Consider the following 17,312-nt stretch of genomic DNA (forward strand, 5'->3'; position numbering starts at 1 on the left):
ACGGGTGGCGATCGACGGCAGCAGCGTGAACGACAAACAGGGCAAGGCCCCCTCCGGTACCGGCACCCGGCGCACCCGCAGGGTGCGGATGACGGGCGCCCAGCGCCGTGAGCAGCTGCTCGACATCGGTCGCGCCCTCTTCGCGGAGCGCGGCTTCGAGGGCACCTCGGTCGAGGAGATCGCGGCCAAGGCCGGTGTCTCCAAGCCCGTCGTGTACGAGCACTTCGGCGGCAAGGAAGGGCTGTACGCGGTCGTGGTGGACCGCGAGATGCGCCAGCTGCTGGACATGGTCACCGGCGCCCTGACCGCCGGCCACCCCCGTGAGCTCCTGGAGCAGGCCGCCTTCGCCCTCCTCGACTACATCGAGACGTACACCGACGGTTTCCGCATCCTGGTCCGCGACTCCCCCGTCGCCCAGTCCACCGGCACCTTCGCGTCGCTGATCAGCGACATCGCCACCCAGGTGGAGGACATTCTGGGCCTGGAGTTCAAGGCCCGCGGCTTCGACCCGAAGCTGGCTCCCCTGTACGCCCAGGCGCTGGTCGGCATGGTCGCGCTGACCGGGCAGTGGTGGCTGGACGTCCGTAAGCCGAAGAAGGCCGAGGTGGCCGCCCACCTGGTGAATCTCGCCTGGCACGGCTTGGACGGCCTGGAGCCGAAGCCGCGGCTGATAGGCCACCGCCGCGCCTGAACCGATGCCGCGGCCGGGGCCCGGTCACGGCTCGTCGCGGCGCTCCAGGAATTCCAGGCGGTTGCCGACCGGGTCGTACGCGTAGAAGCGGTTGTGGTCCGGCAGGCCGTCGTCCCAGGTGACCTCGATGCCGTGGGCGGCCAGGCGGTGGGCGTAGGCACGCAGGCCCGTGGTGCGCAGGGCCGGGTGGGCCTTGCGGGCGGGGTGGAAATCAGGGTCCATGCCCAGATGGAGCTGAGCCTCACCGGCCTCGAACCAGCATCCGCCCCGGCCGGCCAGCGCCGTCGGCTTAGGGATCTCCCGGAGCCCGAGGACACCCCCGTAGAACGCGCGCAGAGCGCCTTCACTGCCGGGTGGTGCGGCGAGCTGGACGTGGTCGAGGCCGGTGATCATGGCTTCACCTCACGGGGTCATTGTTCTCTGCGGGCCACCACGAAGATGCGGCGGAACGGGAAGACCGTGCCGTGCGGGCCGGGCGGGTAGGACTTGCGCAGCAGGTCGCGGTACTGGGAGAGGAATTCGTCGCGGGCCGCCGGGTCGTCGTCCAGGGCGGTCAGTACGGGGCGCAGGGCCGTGCCCTTGACCCAGTCGAGGACCGGGTCCTCGCCCTGGAGGAGCTGGACGTAGGTCGTCTCCCAGGCGTCCACCGCGCAGCCGAGCGCGGTGAGGCGTTCCAGGTAGGCGGTGGGGTCGAGGATGTGGACGAAGCGGCGTCCGTGGCCGGCGAGGCGGTCGCGCCATTGGGGTTCGTCGCACAGTTCGCCGAGCAGGGCGTGGCTGGGAGAGGTGAAGTTCCCGGGGACCTGGAAGGCGAGGGTGCCGCCGGGGGTGAGGCCGTCGATCCAGGCCGGGAGGGATGCGGGGTGGTTGGGGACCCACTGCAGCGCCGCGTTGGAGACGATCAGGTCGAACGGTTCCGCGGGGCGCCAGTCCGCGGCGTCGGCGGGGCCGAAGTCGAGGTGGCCGCCGCCGGGGGTGGGCCCGGCGTACAGCTCGGCTTCCTTGAGCATGTCGGCCGAGCTGTCGAGGCCGGTGATGTGCGCGTCGGGCCAGCGGTCGGCGAGCTGGACGGTGACGTTGCCGGGGCCGCATCCGAGGTCGGCGATGCGGGCGGGGCGGTTCCGGTTGGGCAGCTCGGGTATCCGGGCGAGCAGGTCGTGGAACGGGCGCGTGCGGTGTCCGGCGTGGCGCAGGTACTGCTGTGGATCCCAGGTTGGTGCGACGTGCATGTTCGAACCCCTTCGGCTGATACAGGGTTGGTACAGGCCACGCGAGCGCAGCGTGAGCCCCTCGCCGACGATGCCCAATAGTCCACAGAAATATATCTTGATGTCAAGAGACTTCATGTCGACAGACCAACTACACTGATCGACATGGAGGACGAGGTCGACCGACTGGTCGCAGCATGGCGCCGGGAGCGCCCGGACCTCGACGTGGAACCGCTTGAGGTCCTCAGCCGCATCAGCAGGCTGGCCAGACACCTCGACCGCGCGCGCCGCCTCGCCTTCTCCGAGGTCGGCCTGGAGCCCTGGGAGTTCGACGTCCTGACCGCGCTGCGCCGCGCGGGGGCCCCGTACCAGCTGTCGCCCGGTGCCCTGCTGACGCAGACCCTGGTCACGTCCGGCACGATGACCAACCGCATCGACCGGCTGGCGAAGAAGAGCCTGGTCGAGCGGCTGCCCGACCCCAGTGACCGGCGCGGCGTACTGGTCCGGCTCACCCCGGAGGGGCGCGAGGCGGCCGACGAGTCGCTGGCCGGACTGCTCACCCAGGAGCGCGCGATCCTGGCCGAGCTGTCCCACCAGCAGCGCGGCGAACTGGCCCGGCTGCTGCGCCAGTTGACGGCACCTTTCGACAACACGCCGGGCTGACGGCCGTACGGGGACCGCCGCGGGCCCCCGCCCGCCGCGTCCCCTTGCCGCGCCCCCGCCCGGTGGGCTTGGATCGCGGGCATGAACCGGCACGGGCAGCAGGGCGCGTACGAGCGGCACGGGCGCCGACGGCCCTCCGGTGCGCCGGACGGCTCGCGCTTCCCCGGCCGTACGGTCCTGGTGAGCGGCGCCGCCGCGGGGATCGGCGCGGCGACCGCCGACCGGCTGGCGGCCGAGGGCGCGCAGGTGCTGCTCCTGGACATCGACGACGAGCGCGGCGAGCGCACCGCCCGCCGCATCCGCGCCCTGGGCGGCCGGGCCTCGTACGAGCACTGCGACGTGGCGCGCGAGGACCACTGGCAGCGCGCCGCGCACGCCGCGCGGCAGCGGTACGGGCCGGTGGACGCGCTGGTGAGCAACGCCGCCCGGCAGGGGCCGCACGCGCCCGCCGGCCTGGCCGACCCGGCGGACTGGGACCGGCAGCTGGCGGTGAACCTGACCGGGGCCTTCCTGGGCGTGCGGGCCGTACTGACGGATCTGCGGGAGCGGCGCGGCGCGGTGGTGCTCACCTCGTCCGTGCAGGCGCACTTCGGGCTGCCGGGCCGTCCCGCGTACGCCGCGTCCAAGGCGGGGCTGACCGGGCTGGCGCGCCAGCTGGCCGTCGAGTACGGGCCGGAGGTCCGGGTGAACAGCGTGCTGCCGGGGCCCGTGCTGACGGCCGCCTGGGAGGCCGTCAGCGAGGAGGACCGGCGGGCCAGCGCCGAGGCGACCGCGGCCGGCCGGCTGGGGCGCCCGGAGGAGGTGGCGGCAGCCGTCGCGTTTCTGCTCTCCGACGACGCGTCGTACGTGACGGGGGCGGACCTGGTCGTGGACGGCGGCTGGAGCGTCCGCAAGGACTCGTCCTGACGGACGCCTCGCGCCGGGCCGCGGCCGGATGTGCGCGGTGCGGCGCCCGTCGCCGGGAATCATGACGGTACGGGCGGCACGCGCCGCGCTCGGCCGGCCGCGCCGCCCGCAGCTCGTGCCGCTACACGTCGCGACCAAGGGAACCCGATGGGAATCCATTTCGGTGCGGACTACAACCCCGAGCAGTGGCCCGAGGAGGTGTGGGAAGAGGACCTGAGCCTCATGAAGCGGGCCCGCGTCACCATGGTCACCGCCGGGATCTTCTCGTGGGCGAAGGCCGAGCCCCGGCCCGGCGCGTACGACTTCGACTGGTTCGACCGGGTCATGGACGGCCTCGGCGGCGCGGGCATCCGCGTGTGCCTGGCCACCATGACCGCCTCCCCGCCGCCCTGGCTCACCCGCGCGCACCCGGAGGTCCTGCCGCAGGGCCCGGACGGGCAGCGCCGCTGGCCGGGCGGGCGGCAGCACTACTGCCCGTCCAGTCCGGTCTACCGCGAGCACGCGGTCCGCCTCGTCGAGCGGCTCGCCGTCCGCTACGCCGGGCACCCGGCGCTGGCCATGTGGCACGTCGGCAACGAGTACGGCTGCCACACCCGCCAGTGCTTCTGCGACGTGTCGGCCGGGGACTTCCGGCGCTGGCTGCGCGAGCGGTACGGGAGCGTGGCGCGCCTCAACGCCGCCTGGTCGACGGCGTTCTGGTCGCAGGCGTACGCGGACTTCGAGGAGGTGCTGCCGCCGCGCACCGCGCCGACCTTCCCCAACCCCGCCCAGCAGCTGGACTACCTGCGCTTCGGCGACGACGCGCTGCGCCGCTGCTATCTGGCGGAGAAGAGGGTGCTGGAGCGGGTGAGTCCGGGGGTGCCGGTGACCACGAACCTGATGCCGTTCCACAAGCCGGTGGACGCCTTCGGGTGGTCGCGGGACATGGACGCGATGGCGCTGGACTTCTACCAGGACCCCTTCGATCCGGAAACGCATCTGAAGGCCGCGTACACCTTCGACCTGATGCGTGCGGCGCGCGGCGGGCAGCCCTGGCTGCTGCTGGAGCAGGCGCCCGGCGCGGTCAACTGGCGGGCCCGCAACGGCCCCAAGCCGCCGGGCGCGATGCGCCTGTGGAGCTGGCAGGCCGTCGCGCAGGGCGCGGACGCCGTCCTGTACTTCCAGTGGCGGCAGTCGCGCGGCGGTGCGGAGAAGTTCCACTCGGCGATGGTGCCGCACGCCGGTACGGACACCCGGGTCTTCCGCGAGGTCTGCGACCTGGGGCGGGAACTGGCGTCCGTACCGGAGATCGCGGGGACGCGGGCGGTGCGGCCGACGGCGGCGCTGGTGACGGACTGGGACAGCTGGCGGGCCCTGGAGCTGGACTCGCACCCTTCCACGGCGCTGCGCCTGCCGGAGCTGGCGCTGGGGCACTACCGTCCGCTGTTCGAGGCGGGGGTGGCGTGCGACGTCGTGCCGCCGGACCGTGACCTGTCCGGCTACCGGCTGGCCGTCGTGCCGAACCTGTACCTGCTGACGGAGCCCTGCGCGCAGCGGCTGGCGTCGTACGTGCGGGGCGGCGGGCACCTGCTGGTGTCGTTCTTCTCGGGGGTCGTGGACGACCGGGACCGGGTGCATCCCGGCGGCTGTCCGGGGCCGCTGCGGTCGCTGCTGGGCCTGTGGGTGGAGGAGTTCTGGCCGCTGGACGAGGGCGCGACGGTGGGCGTACGGGGGCGGGGCGGCGAATCCGGGCAGGGGGACTCCCGGGAGCTGCCCGCCGGTACGGCGGACCTGTGGTCCGAGGTCATCCGCCTCGAAGGCGCCGAGGCCGTCGCGGAGTTCGCCGACGGCGACCTGGCGGGCAGCCCGGCCGTCACCCGGCACGGCTACGGCGCGGGCACGGTGACGTACGCCGGGACCCGGCTCGAACCGGCGCTGATGCGTGCCCTGATGGACGGCGTGCGGGCGGCGGCGGGCGTGCGGCCGGTGCTGGCCGGGCTGCCCGCGGGTGTCCAGGCCACCGTCCGGGAGGGCGCCGGCGGGCGCTTCCTGTTCCTGCTCAACCATGGTGCGCGGGCAGCCGACATCGCGCTGCCCCGCCCGATGGCCGACGCGCTCGCCGGGGCACGCGGGGAGCGGGTGGACCACACGTACCGGATAGGGCTGCCGGCCCGTGGCGTGGCCGTGCTGAAGGACCTGCACGGTGCGGTGTCCGCGGGCACCTGACCGCCGAGCGGCAGGTGCCGGGCGCGGCGCGGGCGGTCCCGCGCCGCGCTCAGGTCAGCGCGGAGGCCGCGGCCGGGGCCGGTTCGAGCTCCACCGGTCCCACGCCGGCCCGCCGCGCCAGTGCCACGGCGGCGAGCGTCGAGTGGACGCCCAGCTTGCCGAGCACGTTCTGCATGTGGGTGCGGACGGTGTGCGGGGACAGGAACAGCCGCTCGGCGACGGCCTTGCGGCCCAGCCCTGCCACCATGCAGCGCAGTACCTCGCGCTCGCGCGGCGTCAGCGACTCCACCAGCCGCTCGCTCTCCGTCCGGTGCTTGCGTGCCGCCGTCAGCTCCCGCAGGACGCCGGTCAGCAGCGCGGGCGGCAGGTGCGTCTCGTCGCGCAGCACGCCGCGGATGACGGCGAGCAGGCGGGAGAGCGAGCAGTCCTTGGCGACCCAGCCGCCGGCGCCGGCCTGCAGGGCGAAGGCGGCCCGGCGCGGGTCGTCCTTCTCGGCGAGCACGACGGTACGGACGTACGGGTACGCCGTGCGGACGCCCGCGACGAGCGAGATGCCGTCCAGCGGCCCGCCGTCCGAGGCGCCGTCGCGGCCCTGCACGGGCCGGTCCGGCACGGACGCCAGCGGCGCCGTGACGGTGCCGAGGTCGGCGTCGATGAGCATCACGTCGAAGCGGCGGCCGTCCGTGGCCGCCCGCTCCAGGCTGCGCAGAGCCGCCGGTCCGCTGCCGGCCGCGGCCACGTCGACGTCCTGTTCGGCCGCGAGCGCGGCCGCCAGGGATTCGGCGAAGATGCGGTGGTCGTCGACCACCAGTACCCGGATGCGTTGCACTGAGACCCCCTGTCTCGGGGAACGGACCAAGTGGGCACGGCGCCCGGGACAAAGGCCGACGCAGCCGCACGGCCGCCGCCGTGCCGCCTGGCTACCCCACCCCGGGCGTCGTACCCGACTGTCTCGCCCCCTGATCAGCACCGGCCCCCACCGGTGCTGGGACTCAGAGTACGGACGGGGTGCGGCAACGGAAGGCTATTGGCAAAACTGCCCGGCGCAAGTGTTCAGGGTGGGGCCCAGCGGCCGTCGAGGGGCACAAGTCGACAAGGTTCGTCTCAATCCGATCGGCCGGAGGGCGGGCCGTGACCGGCCCGGAGGCGGGTACGCGCCGGGGCCCGCCCGGGGTCCGCGCCCGGTGCCGTGCCTCACACGAGCCGCCGCGCCCCCGCGCTCGGAACGGCCGGAAAGATCCGTGGCGCCGCGTACCCGGCAGCGGCGAACGCCTCGGTGACCCGCGCGGCGACGGCGTCCGCGGCCGGCTCCTCGACGAGGACGACGGCCGAACCGCCGAACCCGCCGCCCGTCATCCGCGCCCCGAGCGCGCCCGCCGCGCCCGCCGCCTCGACGGCGAGGTCCAGCTCGGCGCAGGAGACCCGGAAGTCGTCGCGCAGCGAGGCGTGGCCGACGGTCAGCAGCGGGCCGATGGCGCGGGTGTCGCCGGCGTCCAGGCGGGCGATGACGTCCTCGACCCGGCGGTTCTCGGTGACGACGTGGCGTACGACGGCCTGGACGTCGGGGGCACCGTCGCCCGGTGCGCCGTCGCCCGGTGCGCCGGTCTCCGCCGCCAGTCTGTCCAGTGCCGCGGGCAGTTGCGCGTACGGCACGTCGCGCAGGGCGTGTACGCCGAGCGCCCGCGCACCGCGCTCGCACATGGCGCGCCGTTGTGCGTACGCGCCGTCCCCCAGCTCGTGTTTCACCCGGGTGTCCACGACCAGGAGCCGCAGCCCCTCCCCCGCCAAATCGAACGGGACCTGTCGCTGTGTGAGGTCGCGGGTGTCCAGGAACAGCGCGTGGCCGTCCGTGCAGCAGGCCGCCGCGGTCTGGTCCATGATGCCGCAGGGCACGCCCACGAAGGCGTTCTCGGCGCGCTGCGCGAGCTGCGCCAGGCGCTGCCGGGCGAGCCCGAGTGCGTACAGGTCGTCGAGGGCGAGGGCGGTGACGACCTCCAGGGCGGCCGACGAGGACAGTCCGGCGCCGACCGGCACGGTGCTGTCGTAGTGGAGGTCCGCGCCGCCGACGGGCAGCCCGGCCTCGCGCAGGGCCCAGGCGATGCCCGCCGGGTAGCCCGCCCAGCCGCCGTCGGAGGCCGGGTGCAGGGCGTCCAGGCGCAGTTCGGCGATCTGGCCGTTGCCGCTGCTGTCGCCGGAGTGCACCCGCAGGACGCCGTCGGTGCGGGGCGCGGCGGCGGCGAGGGTGGTGTGCGGCAGCGCCAGCGGCATGACGAAGCCGTCGTTGTAGTCGGTGTGTTCGCCGATCAGGTTGACGCGGCCGGGCGCCGCCCACACTCCGGTGGGGGCGGCGCCGTACACCTCCTGGAAGCGCTCGGCGGTCTGCCGGGCGCGGCGGTCCCGGTCCGCGGTGGTGCGGTCGGTGTCCGTCATGGGGTGCCGGCCTCCCTGCGCCGGGTGAACTCCCAGGCGTCGGCGACGATGTCTGCCAGGTCGGTGCGGCTGGGGCGCCAGCCGAGCCGGTCGGTCGCGGTCTGTGCGGAGGCGACCAGGACGGCGGGGTCGCCGCCGCGGCGGCCCGCGGTGATCTCGGGGACGGGGTGGCCGGTGACCTTGCGGACGGTCTCGATGACCTCGCGTACGGAGAAGCCGTTGCCGTTGCCGAGGTTGCAGATCAGGTGTTGTCCGGGCTCGGCGGCCGTCAGGGCGAGGAGGTGGGCCTCCGCCAGGTCGGCGACGTGGATGTAGTCGCGTACGCAGGTGCCGTCGGGCGTCGGGTAGTCGTCGCCGTAGACGGAGATGGCCTCGCGCCTGCCCTGGGCGACCTGGAGGACGAGCGGGATCAGGTGCGACTCGGGGTCGTGGCGTTCGCCGCAGTCGCCGTGGGCGCCCGCGACGTTGAAGTAGCGCAGGGAGACGGCGGCCAGGCCGTGCGCGGCGCACTCGCCCGCGATCATGTGGTCGACGGCCAGCTTGGAGGCGCCGTACGGGCTGGTGGGCGCGGTGGGCGCGGACTCGGTGATCGGGGTGGTGGCGGGTTCGCCGTAGGTGGCGGCGGTGGAGGAGAAGACCAGGGTGCGCACGCCCGCGCCGCGCATCGCGGCGAGCAGGTCCATGGTGCCGCCGACGTTGTTGCGCCAGTACTTCTCGGGGTCGGTGACGGACTCGCCGACCTGGGAGAAGGCGGCGAAGTGCAGTACCGCGTCGTAGGAGGCGTCCAGGTGGCGGGCGGCGTCCTGGACACGGCCCTCGATGAAGTCGGTGCCGGCCGGGACGCCCTCGCGGTGTCCGGTGGACAGGTCGTCGAGGACCGTGACGGTGTGCCCGGCCTCGACCAGGTGGGCCGCCACCACACTGCCCACGTATCCCGCACCGCCGGTGACCAGGTACTTGTTGCTCACTCGCTCGCTACCTCTCGCAGTCGCTCGGCCGCAGCCTCCGGCGGCACGTCGTTGATGAACACGTTCATGCCGGATTCGGAACCCGCGAGGAACTTCAGCTTGCCGGAAGTACGGCGGACGGTGAAAAGCTCAAGGTGGAGCGCGAACTCGCCGCGGTCGGCGGCGTACAGCGGCGCCTGGTGCCAGGCGGAGATGTACGGGGTCGGCGGCTCGCCGGGGCCGAAGATCCGGTCGAAGCGCCGCAAGACTTCCAGATAGACCTGTGGGAACTCTGTGCGCGCCTCCTCGCCGAGCGCGAGCAGGTCGGGGACCCGGCGCTTGGGGTAGAGGTGGACCTCGTACGGCCAGTGGGCGGCGTACGGCACAAAGGCGGTCCAGTGTTCGGCGTCCAGCACGATGCGGCGGCCGTCGGCCCGTTCGTCGGCGAGGACGTCGTCGAAGAGGTTGCGGCCGCCGGTCGCCTCGCGGTGGGCGGCCAGCCGGTCGAGCATCCGCTCGGTGCGCGGGGTGGTGAAGGGGTAGGCGTAGATCTGGCCGTGCGGGTGGCCGAGGGTCACGCCGATCTCCGCGCCGCGGTTCTCGAAGCAGAAGACCTGCCGGACGCCGGGGTGTTGGGAGAGTTCGGCGGTGCGGTCGGTCCAGGCTTCCAGGACGAGCGCGGCCTGCTCCTCGGTGAGGTCGGCGAAGGAGGCGTCGTGGTCGGGGGTGAAGCAGACCACCTCGCAGCGGCCGGTGTCGCCGGCCAGCGAGGGGAAACGATTCTCGAAGACGGCGACGTCGTAGTCGGCGGCGGGGATCTCGGTGCTGCGGCCGTCGCGGGAGGGGCACAGCGGGCAGGCGTCGGCCGGCGGGTGGTACGTACGGCCCTGGCGGTGCGAGGCGACGGCGACCGCGTCACCGAGCAGGCGGTCCTCGCGGACCTCGGAGGCGGTGCTGACCGGGTCGAGCGGGCGGCGGTCGGCGTCGTCGCGCACCACGTCGTCGCGCAGGTCGTAGTAGATGAGCTCCCGGCCGTCGGCGAGCCGGGTCATCGTCTTCTTCACTGGAGCACTCCTCGGGCCCACCGTCACACCCACCAAACACAAACACACACAATGAAGCACAACTAAACAACCCAGTCAACGCCCGACCTCGGCCGGATCGGCACCCGGAAAAAACAGAACAAACCGCCCGGCCCGATCACGATCGCACCACGAGAACGAACAAAAGTCTTCAGTTTCTGAACGACCGCGCGTAGTTTCCTGTGCGTTCATCACGCACAGAGAAGTGAGTGCCCCCATGATCACCTTGGCCGCAGGGCTACGGCTGCCCACCAACGGGCTCGACTACGCGATTCTGGCCATCTACTTCGCCGTCGTCCTCGGCATCGGCTTCGCCGCCCGGCGCAGTGTGAAGACCAGCCTGGACTTCTTCCTCTCCGGCCGGTCACTGCCCGCCTGGGTCACCGGCCTGGCCTTCGTCGCCGCCAACCTCGGCGCCACCGAGATCCTCGGCATGGCCGCCACCGGCGCGCAGTACGGCGTCGCCGTCGTGCACTGGTACTGGATCGGCGCCATCCCCGCCATGGTGTTCCTCGGCCTGGTGATGATGCCCTTCTACTACGGCTCGCGGGTCCGCTCCGTACCGGAGTTCCTGCTCCAGCGCTTCGACAAGTCGGCGCACCTGCTCAGCTCCGTCCTGTTCGCCTTCGCCGCCATCCTCATCGCGGGCGTCAACCTCTACGCCCTGTCGATCGTCGTCGAGGCGCTGCTGGGCTGGCCGCAGTGGGTCGCCATCGTCGTGGCCGGCGTGTTCGTCCTCGCGTACATCACCATCGGCGGCCTGTCCTCGGCGATCTACAACGAGGTCCTGCAGTTCTTCGTCATCCTGGCCGCGCTCATCCCGCTCTGCGTCATCGGCCTCAAGCGGGTCGGCGGCTGGGACGGGCTGACCTCGTCGCTGGACAAGAGCCACGGGCACAGCTTCCTGACGGCCTGGGACAGCACCGGCATCGGCGAGCCCAACGCACTCGGCGCCAACTGGCTGACGATCATCCTCGGCCTGGGCTTCGTGCTCTCCTTCGGCTACTGGACCACCAACTTCGCCGAGGTGCAGCGCGCCCTGTCCGCCAAGAACCTCTCCGCCGCGCAGCGCACCCCGCTGATCGCCGCCTACCCGAAGATGTTCATCGCCTTCCTGGTGATGATCCCCGGCCTGGTCGCCGCGGTCGTGGTGCCCCGCCTCGGCCAGGACGGCTCCGACCTGACGTACAACGACGCCATTCCGGTGCTGATGCGGGATCTGCTGCCCAACGGCGTCCTGGGGATCGCGGTCACCGGTCTGCTGGCCGCCTTCATGGCGGGCATGGCCGCCAACGTCTCGTCGTTCAACACCGTCTTCACCTCCGACATCTGGGCGAAGTACGTACGGCCCGGCCGCGAGGACCGCTACTACCTGCGGTTCGGCCGCCTGGTGACCGCCGTCGGCGTGCTGTGCAGCATCGGTACGGCCTTCCTGGCCGCCAGCTTCAACAACATCATGGGCTACCTCCAGACGCTGTTCTCCTTCTTCAACGTGCCGATGTTCGTGGTCTTCATCATCGGCATGTTCTGGAAGCGGGCCTCCATGAAGTCCGGTGTGTGGGGCCTGGTCGCGGGCACCACCGCCGCGATGATCAACTACTTCTGGATCTACAAGCAGGGCATCATCGCCATCCCCACCGACCAGGGCGCCAACTTCGTCTCCGCGATCGTCGCCTTCGTCGTCGGCGCGGTGGTGATGGTCGGTGTCACCCTGTTCACCGAGCCCAAGCCCGAGGCGGAACTCGCCGGCCTGGTCTACGGCACCCGGTCTCCCGGCCTGGAAGAGCCGCCCGCCAAGGGCGACGACGCCTGGTACCGCCGGCCGGCCCTGCTCGGCTGGGGCGCGATCGTCCTCGCCGCGCTCTGCTACATCCCGTACTCCTTCTGACGCCCGCACCCCTGCCGAAGGAACCGAAGCACCATGAGTGACTACCAGCAAGAAGTCGAACTGGAGCGCAGGTCGGCCACGGCCGCCCGGCTCTTCGACATCCGGCTCATCATCGGCGGCCTGTTCACGCTCTACGGCGTCATCGTCATGATCGCCGGGTTCACCGTCTCCGACGCCGACCTGAAGAAGGCCGAGGACATCAACATCAACCTCTGGACGGGCCTGGGCATGCTGCTGCTCGGCCTGTTCTTCCTGGCCTGGATCAAGCTCCGCCCGGTCGTCCCGCCGACCGCCGAGGAACTCGCGGCGCTCCAGGACGACACCGACTCCCACTGAACGCGCCCGTCACGGCGGCGGAACCACCTCGGCCTCCGCCGCCTCGCGCGCGCCCGCGCCCCGCGTCGCCGCCCGGTCCAGCAGCCCCGTACGGGCCGCCAGCGCCGCGGCCTCCAGCCGCGAGCCCACGCCCAGCTTCATCAGCACCCGCTGCACATGCGTACGGGCGGTGCTCGGCGCGATCCCCATCCCCGCGGCGATCAGCCGGGTGTCCTCACCTTCCGCGACCCGCACCAGCACCTCCACCTCGCGCGGAGTGAGCATCTGGAGCAGCCGGGCGCCCTCGTCGTCGGGCTGGGCGGCCGGATGCAGCAGCTCCTCGAAGGCTTGCTGGAGCAACTGCGGCGCGATGGCCGCCTCGCCCGCCCGCGCCTTCATCATGGCGCGTTCCACGCCCTCGATGCGCTCGTCGTGCCGTACGTACCCCGAAGCGCCCGCGGCGAACGCGGCCGCGATACCCCGCGGGTTGGGCACCGGACCGAGGACCACGACCGCGACCTGCGGCCGCTCCTTCTTGATCCGTACGACCGGGTCGAAGGCGCCCGGCTCGGCCGGGGACGCCGTGCCCAGCAGGCACACTTCGGGCGCCCGGCTCACCACCAGATCCGCCGCCCCGGCGCTCGGGGCGGCCGCCGCGAGCACGCGGTGCCCGCGCAGTTTCAAGGCCGAGGCGAGTGCCTCGGCGAGCAGTCGGTGATCGTCGACCACCATCAGCCGCACGCCCATTGCAGCAACCCCCCAAATTCCCCGGCGAGCCCAGCCCCCCGGCCCTCGCCAGGCCCCTTGCCCCCGGAAGCTACACGCTTGTTCGACGTTGCGCGCCCCCTAAGGGGAAGAAGCCTGCCGTAATGCTGAAATCCCGGCCAGTCATGGTTGGTGACACACAGTTTCTTGGCCGAATGTGACAGGAGAGGCGCCGGAGCTGATCGTTCGCGGTCGGCTCCGGCGGTGGCGGCCCGTCCGCTACGCGTCCTCCGCCAGCTCCAGCCACCGCATCTCCAGCTCCTCGCGCTCCCCCACCAGCGAGCGCAGCTGCGCGTCCAGCCCCGCGACCTTCTCGAAGTCCGTCGCGTGCTCCGCGATCTGCGCGTGCAGCTTCGACTCCTTCTCCCCGATCCGGTCCAGCTGCCGCTCGATCTTCTGGAGCTCCTTCTGTGCCGCCCGCGTCACCGCCGCCGGCTTCTGCTTCGGCGCGGCCTCCGCCGGGGCCGCCGCGGGCGCCGCCGCGTCGATCACCTGCTGCCGCCGCTCCAGGTACTCGTCCAGCCCCCGCGGCAGCATCCGCAGCGTCGCGTCCCCCAGCAGTGCGAACACCCGGTCCGTGGTCCGCTCGACGAAGTACCGGTCGTGGCTGATGACCACCAGCGACCCCGCCCAGCCGTCCAGCAGGTCCTCCAGCTGCGTCAGCGTCTCGATGTCGAGGTCGTTCGTCGGCTCGTCCAGGAACAGCACGTTCGGCTCGTCCATCAGCAGCCGCAGGATCTGCAGCCGCCGCCGCTCACCACCCGACAGATCGCCGACCGGCGTCCACTGCTTCTCCTTGGTGAACCCGAACTTCTCGCACAGCTGCCCCGCGGTCATCTCCCGGCCCTTGCCGAGATCCACCCGCTCCCGCACCCGCTGCACCGCCTCCAGCACCCGCAGCGCCGGGTCCAGCTCCGTGACCTCCTGCGACAGATAGGCCAGCTTCACGGTCTTGCCGACCACGACCTTGCCCGCCACCGGCTGCGCCTCGCCCTCCGTCCGCGCCGCCTCGGCCAGCAGACGCAGCAACGACGTCTTGCCCGCACCGTTGACACCCACCAGCCCGATCCGGTCCCCCGGCCCGAGCTGCCACGTCAGATGCTTCACCAGGACCTTCGGCCCGGCCTGCACGGTCACGTCCGCCAGCTCGAAAACCGTCTTGCCCAGCCGCGAGTTCGCGAACTTCATCAGCTCGGCGGTGTCCCGCGGCGGCGGCACGTCCGCGATCAGCTCGTTGGCCGCCTCGATACGGAACCGCGGCTTGCTCGTCCGCGCCGGAGCCCCCCGCCGCAGCCAGGCCAGCTCCTTGCGCATCAGGTTCTGCCGCTTGGCCTCTTCAGTGGCCGCGATCCGCTCCCGCTCCGCACGGGCGAAGACGTAATCGCTGTAGCCGCCCTCGTACTCATGGACATCGCCGCGCTGCACGTCCCACATCCGGGTGCACACCTGGTCCAGGAACCACCGGTCGTGCGTCACGCACACCAGCGCCGACCGCCGCGCCCGCAGATGCCCCGCGAGCCACGAGATCCCCTCGACGTCCAGATGGTTCGTCGGCTCGTCCAGCACGATCAGGTCCTGCTCGGCGATCAGCAGCTTCGCCAGCGCGATCCGCCGCCGCTCACCACCCGACAGCGGCCCGATCACGGTGTCCAGCCCCTGCCCCAGCCCCGGCAGGTCCAGCCCGCCGAACAGCCCGGTCAGCACGTCCCGGATCTTCGCGTTGCCCCGCCACTCGTGATCCGCGAGATCACCGATCACCTCGTGGCGTACGGTCGCGGCCGGATCCAGCGAATCGTGCTGCGTCAGCACCCCCAGCCGCAGCCCGCTGTTGTGCGTCACCCGGCCGTCGTCGGCACCCTCCAGCTTCGCGAGGATCCGGATCAAGGTCGTCTTACCGTCGCCGTTACGCCCCACGACGCCGATCCGGTCCCCCTCATTGACACCCAGGGAAACACCGTCGAGCAGTGCACGGGTCCCGTACACCTTGCCCACGGCTTCCAGATTGACGAGGTTGGCGGCCACTCTTCACTCCATCGGTCGGGTCCTCCTGACAGCCTAGTCCGGCGCCGGAAGGGTTTTTCCTCACGCTTCCCGCGCAGGAAGAAACGACGGGGCTTGTGAAAGCTCCCCAGCCACGACGGCGGGACAGCCGCCCACGGCGCGGGCTCGGGTCCATGCAGGGGTCTCCCCGCAGAGCAGCCGGGTATCTGGGTTCACAACTACATTCCCCGTTGCCGTACACGGTGTCGAGGAGAGACCCCTGCGGGGGCCCGAGCCCCCACCCACCGGACGGACAGCGCAAGACGCGCACCCCCAACCAGGCAGCCCTAAACGACCGTAGCCCCCGCCACGGGCCCCACCGCAACCCGAGCAGCCCGGCACGTCCCGGACGCCACCACCGCATCCGCCACCGCCACCGCCGACTCCGCGTCCTTGGCCAGGAAGGCCGTGGTCGGCCCGGACCCGGACACCAACGCCGCCAGCGCCCCCGCAGCCGTCCCCGCCGACAGCGTCGCGGCCAGCGACGGCCGCAAGGACAGAGCCGCAGGCTGGAGGTCGTTGGACAGCGCACCGGCCAGAGCCGCCGCATCCCCGGCCCGCAACGCGTCCATCAGCCCCGGCGAAGCCTCCGGCTCCGGCACGTCCACACCCTCGTTGAGCCGGTCGAACTCGGCGTACACGGCCGGCGTGGACAGCCCCCCATCGGCCACCGCGAACACCCAGTGGAACGCCCCGGCCCCCACACCGCCCACCTCCAGCGGCGTCAGCAGCTCCCCACGCCCAAGCCCCAGCGCCGCCCCGCCCACCAGCGAGAACGGCACATCACTGCCCAGCTCGGCGCAGATCTCCAGCAGCTCCTCGCGCGAGGCGCCGGTGCCCCACAGCGCGTCGCACGCCACCAGCGCGCCCGCCGCGTCCGCGCTGCCGCCGGCCATGCCGCCCGCGACGGGAATGTCCTTGGCGATGTGCAGGTGCACATCGGGCGCGATGCCGTACCGCGCCGCGAGAAGCTCGGCTGCGCGCGCGGCGAGGTTCGTGCGGTCGAGGGGCACACGGTCGGTGTCCGGCCCGGTCGCGGTGACGCGCAGCGCGGGGGCCGGGGCCGCGGTGACCTCGTCGTACAGCCCGACGGCCAGGAAGACGTTGGCCAGGTCGTGGAACCCGTCCGGTCGCGCCCCACCGACCGCGAGCTGGACGTTGACCTTGGCGGGTACGCGAACGGTGACGGCGGTCCGGCCGGTCACGACGCGCTCCCCTCGCGAGCGGGCCGGTGTTCGGCGATGCGCGCGAACTCCTCGACGGTCAGCGCCTCACCCCGCGCCTGCGGCGACACCCCCGCCGCGACCAGCGCCGCCTCGGCGGCAGCGGCGGACCCGGCCCACCCGGCCAGCGCCGCGCGCAGCGTCTTGCGGCGCTGCGCGAACGCCGCGTCGACGACGGCGAAGACCTGGTCGCGGCTCGCGGTGGTCTCGACCGGCTTCTCGCGGCGGACGAGCGAGACGAGCCCGGAGTCGACGTTGGGCGCCGGCCAGAACACGTTGCGCCCGATCGCGCCGGCCCGCTTGACCTCGGCGTACCAGTTGGCCTTGACCGACGGGACGCCGTACACCTTGTTGCCGGGCCGGGCCGCGAGCCGATCGGCGACCTCGGACTGGACCATGACCAGGGTGCGGTCGATGGTCGGGAACGTGGCGAGCATGTGGAGCAGCACCGGCACCGCGACGTTGTACGGGAGGTTGGCGACCAGCGCGGTGGGCGCGGGTCCGGGCAGTTCCCGCACCAGCATCGCGTCACTGTGCACGAGCGCGAAGCGGTCCGCGCGGGCGGGCAGCCGCGTCTCGACGGTGGAGGGCAGCGCGGCGGCCAGTACGGCGTCGATCTCGACGGCGGTGACGCGGTCGGCGGCCTCCAGCAGGGCCAGGGTCAGCGAGCCGAGCCCGGGGCCGACCTCGACGACGACGTCGTCCGGCCGGACCTCGGCGGTGCGCACGATGCGCCGGACGGTGTTGGCGTCGATGACGAAGTTCTGGCCGCGCTGCTTGGTGGGGCGGACGCCCAGCGCGGCGGCCAGTTCGCGGATGTCGGCGGCGCCCAGGAGGGGGCCGGGCTCGTCGGTGGTGCTGCTGTTGCTCACCCGTGCAGCTTACGGCGCCCCGGCCCGGCCCCGACGACGGCGCCCGCCGCGCACCGGGCGCCGCCCGGCGTCCCGGC

At 72.6% G+C, this 17,312-nt stretch carries 16 protein-coding genes; 6 read left to right on the forward strand and 10 right to left on the reverse strand.

Going from position 1 to position 17,312, the window contains the following annotated elements; genetic code table 11:
- Window positions 1-4 precede the first annotated feature (4 nt).
- On the forward strand, window positions 5-691 hold the full coding sequence (locus A6A06_RS38775) for a TetR/AcrR family transcriptional regulator (protein ID WP_073768672.1): 687 nt from the start codon (window positions 5-7) through the stop codon (window positions 689-691).
- Window positions 692-715: 24 nt separating this feature from the next.
- On the opposite strand, the gene A6A06_RS38780 is transcribed toward A6A06_RS38775, so the two are convergent.
- Together A6A06_RS38780 and A6A06_RS38785 are read right to left on the reverse strand one after the other, a co-directional pair.
- The gene (locus tag A6A06_RS38780) at window positions 716-1,084 is read right to left on the reverse strand and encodes a VOC family protein (RefSeq protein WP_073768674.1); all 369 of its coding nucleotides are present in this window, start codon (window positions 1,082-1,084) and stop codon (window positions 716-718) included.
- Between the two features lie 17 nt (window positions 1,085-1,101).
- The gene (locus A6A06_RS38785; protein WP_073768676.1) at window positions 1,102-1,920 is read right to left on the reverse strand and encodes a trans-aconitate 2-methyltransferase; all 819 of its coding nucleotides are present in this window, start codon (window positions 1,918-1,920) and stop codon (window positions 1,102-1,104) included.
- A 144-nt stretch (window positions 1,921-2,064) separates the two neighbouring features.
- Here A6A06_RS38785 and A6A06_RS38790 point away from each other — a divergent pair, with 144 nt between their 5' ends.
- The 3 genes from A6A06_RS38790 to A6A06_RS38800 all read left to right on the forward strand — a co-directional run bounded on the left by A6A06_RS38790 (window position 2,065) and on the right by A6A06_RS38800 (window position 5,673).
- Window positions 2,065-2,562 (forward strand): MarR family winged helix-turn-helix transcriptional regulator, encoded by a 498-nt coding sequence (locus A6A06_RS38790; protein WP_073768678.1) that lies wholly within the window; start codon window positions 2,065-2,067, stop codon window positions 2,560-2,562.
- 81 nt (window positions 2,563-2,643) lie between these two features.
- On the forward strand, window positions 2,644-3,468 hold the full coding sequence (locus tag A6A06_RS38795; RefSeq protein ID WP_073768680.1) for an SDR family NAD(P)-dependent oxidoreductase: 825 nt from the start codon (window positions 2,644-2,646) through the stop codon (window positions 3,466-3,468).
- Window positions 3,469-3,615: 147 nt separating this feature from the next.
- Complete coding sequence (locus A6A06_RS38800; RefSeq protein WP_073768682.1) at window positions 3,616-5,673, forward strand: beta-galactosidase; 2,058 nt, start codon at window positions 3,616-3,618, stop codon at window positions 5,671-5,673.
- A gap of 49 nt (window positions 5,674-5,722) precedes the next feature.
- On the opposite strand, the gene A6A06_RS38805 is transcribed toward A6A06_RS38800, so the two are convergent.
- The 4 genes from A6A06_RS38805 to galT all read right to left on the reverse strand — a co-directional run bounded on the left by A6A06_RS38805 (window position 5,723) and on the right by galT (window position 10,114).
- Window positions 5,723-6,502, reverse strand: coding sequence for a response regulator transcription factor (locus A6A06_RS38805; RefSeq protein WP_073768684.1), 780 nt, complete (start codon window positions 6,500-6,502; stop codon window positions 5,723-5,725).
- Between the two features lie 365 nt (window positions 6,503-6,867).
- On the reverse strand, window positions 6,868-8,103 hold the full coding sequence (galK, locus tag A6A06_RS38810; RefSeq protein WP_073768686.1) for a galactokinase: 1,236 nt from the start codon (window positions 8,101-8,103) through the stop codon (window positions 6,868-6,870).
- Window positions 8,100-9,071: a UDP-glucose 4-epimerase GalE gene (gene galE / locus A6A06_RS38815; protein ID WP_073768688.1), complete on the reverse strand. Its 972-nt coding sequence runs from the start codon at window positions 9,069-9,071 to the stop codon at window positions 8,100-8,102. Before galE ends, galK begins: the two co-directional genes overlap by 4 nt.
- Entirely contained in the window at window positions 9,068-10,114 is a 1,047-nt protein-coding gene (galT, locus tag A6A06_RS38820; RefSeq protein ID WP_073768690.1) for a galactose-1-phosphate uridylyltransferase, read from the reverse strand. The genes galE and galT overlap by 4 nt, the downstream gene beginning before the upstream one ends.
- A gap of 235 nt (window positions 10,115-10,349) precedes the next feature.
- Here galT and A6A06_RS38825 point away from each other — a divergent pair, with 235 nt between their 5' ends.
- Both A6A06_RS38825 and A6A06_RS38830 read left to right on the forward strand, forming a co-directional pair.
- Window positions 10,350-12,020 carry a sodium:solute symporter family protein gene (locus A6A06_RS38825; protein WP_073768692.1) on the forward strand — a complete coding sequence of 557 codons (1,671 nt, stop codon included), beginning with the start codon at window positions 10,350-10,352 and terminating at the stop codon, window positions 12,018-12,020.
- Window positions 12,021-12,053: 33 nt separating this feature from the next.
- Window positions 12,054-12,356 carry a hypothetical protein gene (locus A6A06_RS38830; protein ID WP_073768694.1) on the forward strand — a complete coding sequence of 101 codons (303 nt, stop codon included), beginning with the start codon at window positions 12,054-12,056 and terminating at the stop codon, window positions 12,354-12,356.
- 9 nt (window positions 12,357-12,365) lie between these two features.
- Here the strand turns inward: A6A06_RS38830 and A6A06_RS38835 are convergent, their stop codons facing one another.
- The 4 genes from A6A06_RS38835 to rsmA all read right to left on the reverse strand — a co-directional run bounded on the left by A6A06_RS38835 (window position 12,366) and on the right by rsmA (window position 17,235).
- Window positions 12,366-13,082, reverse strand: a complete 717-nt coding sequence (locus A6A06_RS38835) for a helix-turn-helix transcriptional regulator (protein ID WP_073768696.1) — start codon at window positions 13,080-13,082, stop codon at window positions 12,366-12,368.
- 237 nt (window positions 13,083-13,319) lie between these two features.
- Window positions 13,320-15,122 carry an ABC-F family ATP-binding cassette domain-containing protein gene (locus tag A6A06_RS38840; protein ID WP_073768698.1) on the reverse strand — a complete coding sequence of 601 codons (1,803 nt, stop codon included), beginning with the start codon at window positions 15,120-15,122 and terminating at the stop codon, window positions 13,320-13,322.
- 305 nt (window positions 15,123-15,427) lie between these two features.
- Complete coding sequence (locus A6A06_RS38845) at window positions 15,428-16,345, reverse strand: 4-(cytidine 5'-diphospho)-2-C-methyl-D-erythritol kinase (protein ID WP_073768700.1); 918 nt, start codon at window positions 16,343-16,345, stop codon at window positions 15,428-15,430.
- Window positions 16,342-17,235 (reverse strand): 16S rRNA (adenine(1518)-N(6)/adenine(1519)-N(6))-dimethyltransferase RsmA, encoded by an 894-nt coding sequence (rsmA, locus tag A6A06_RS38850; protein ID WP_073768702.1) that lies wholly within the window; start codon window positions 17,233-17,235, stop codon window positions 16,342-16,344. Before rsmA ends, A6A06_RS38845 begins: the two co-directional genes overlap by 4 nt.
- Window positions 17,236-17,312 lie beyond the last annotated feature (77 nt).

Origin of the sequence: Streptomyces sp. CB02923 (assembly GCF_001905005.1) — a bacterium.
Lineage (GTDB): Bacteria > Actinomycetota > Actinomycetes > Streptomycetales > Streptomycetaceae > Streptomyces.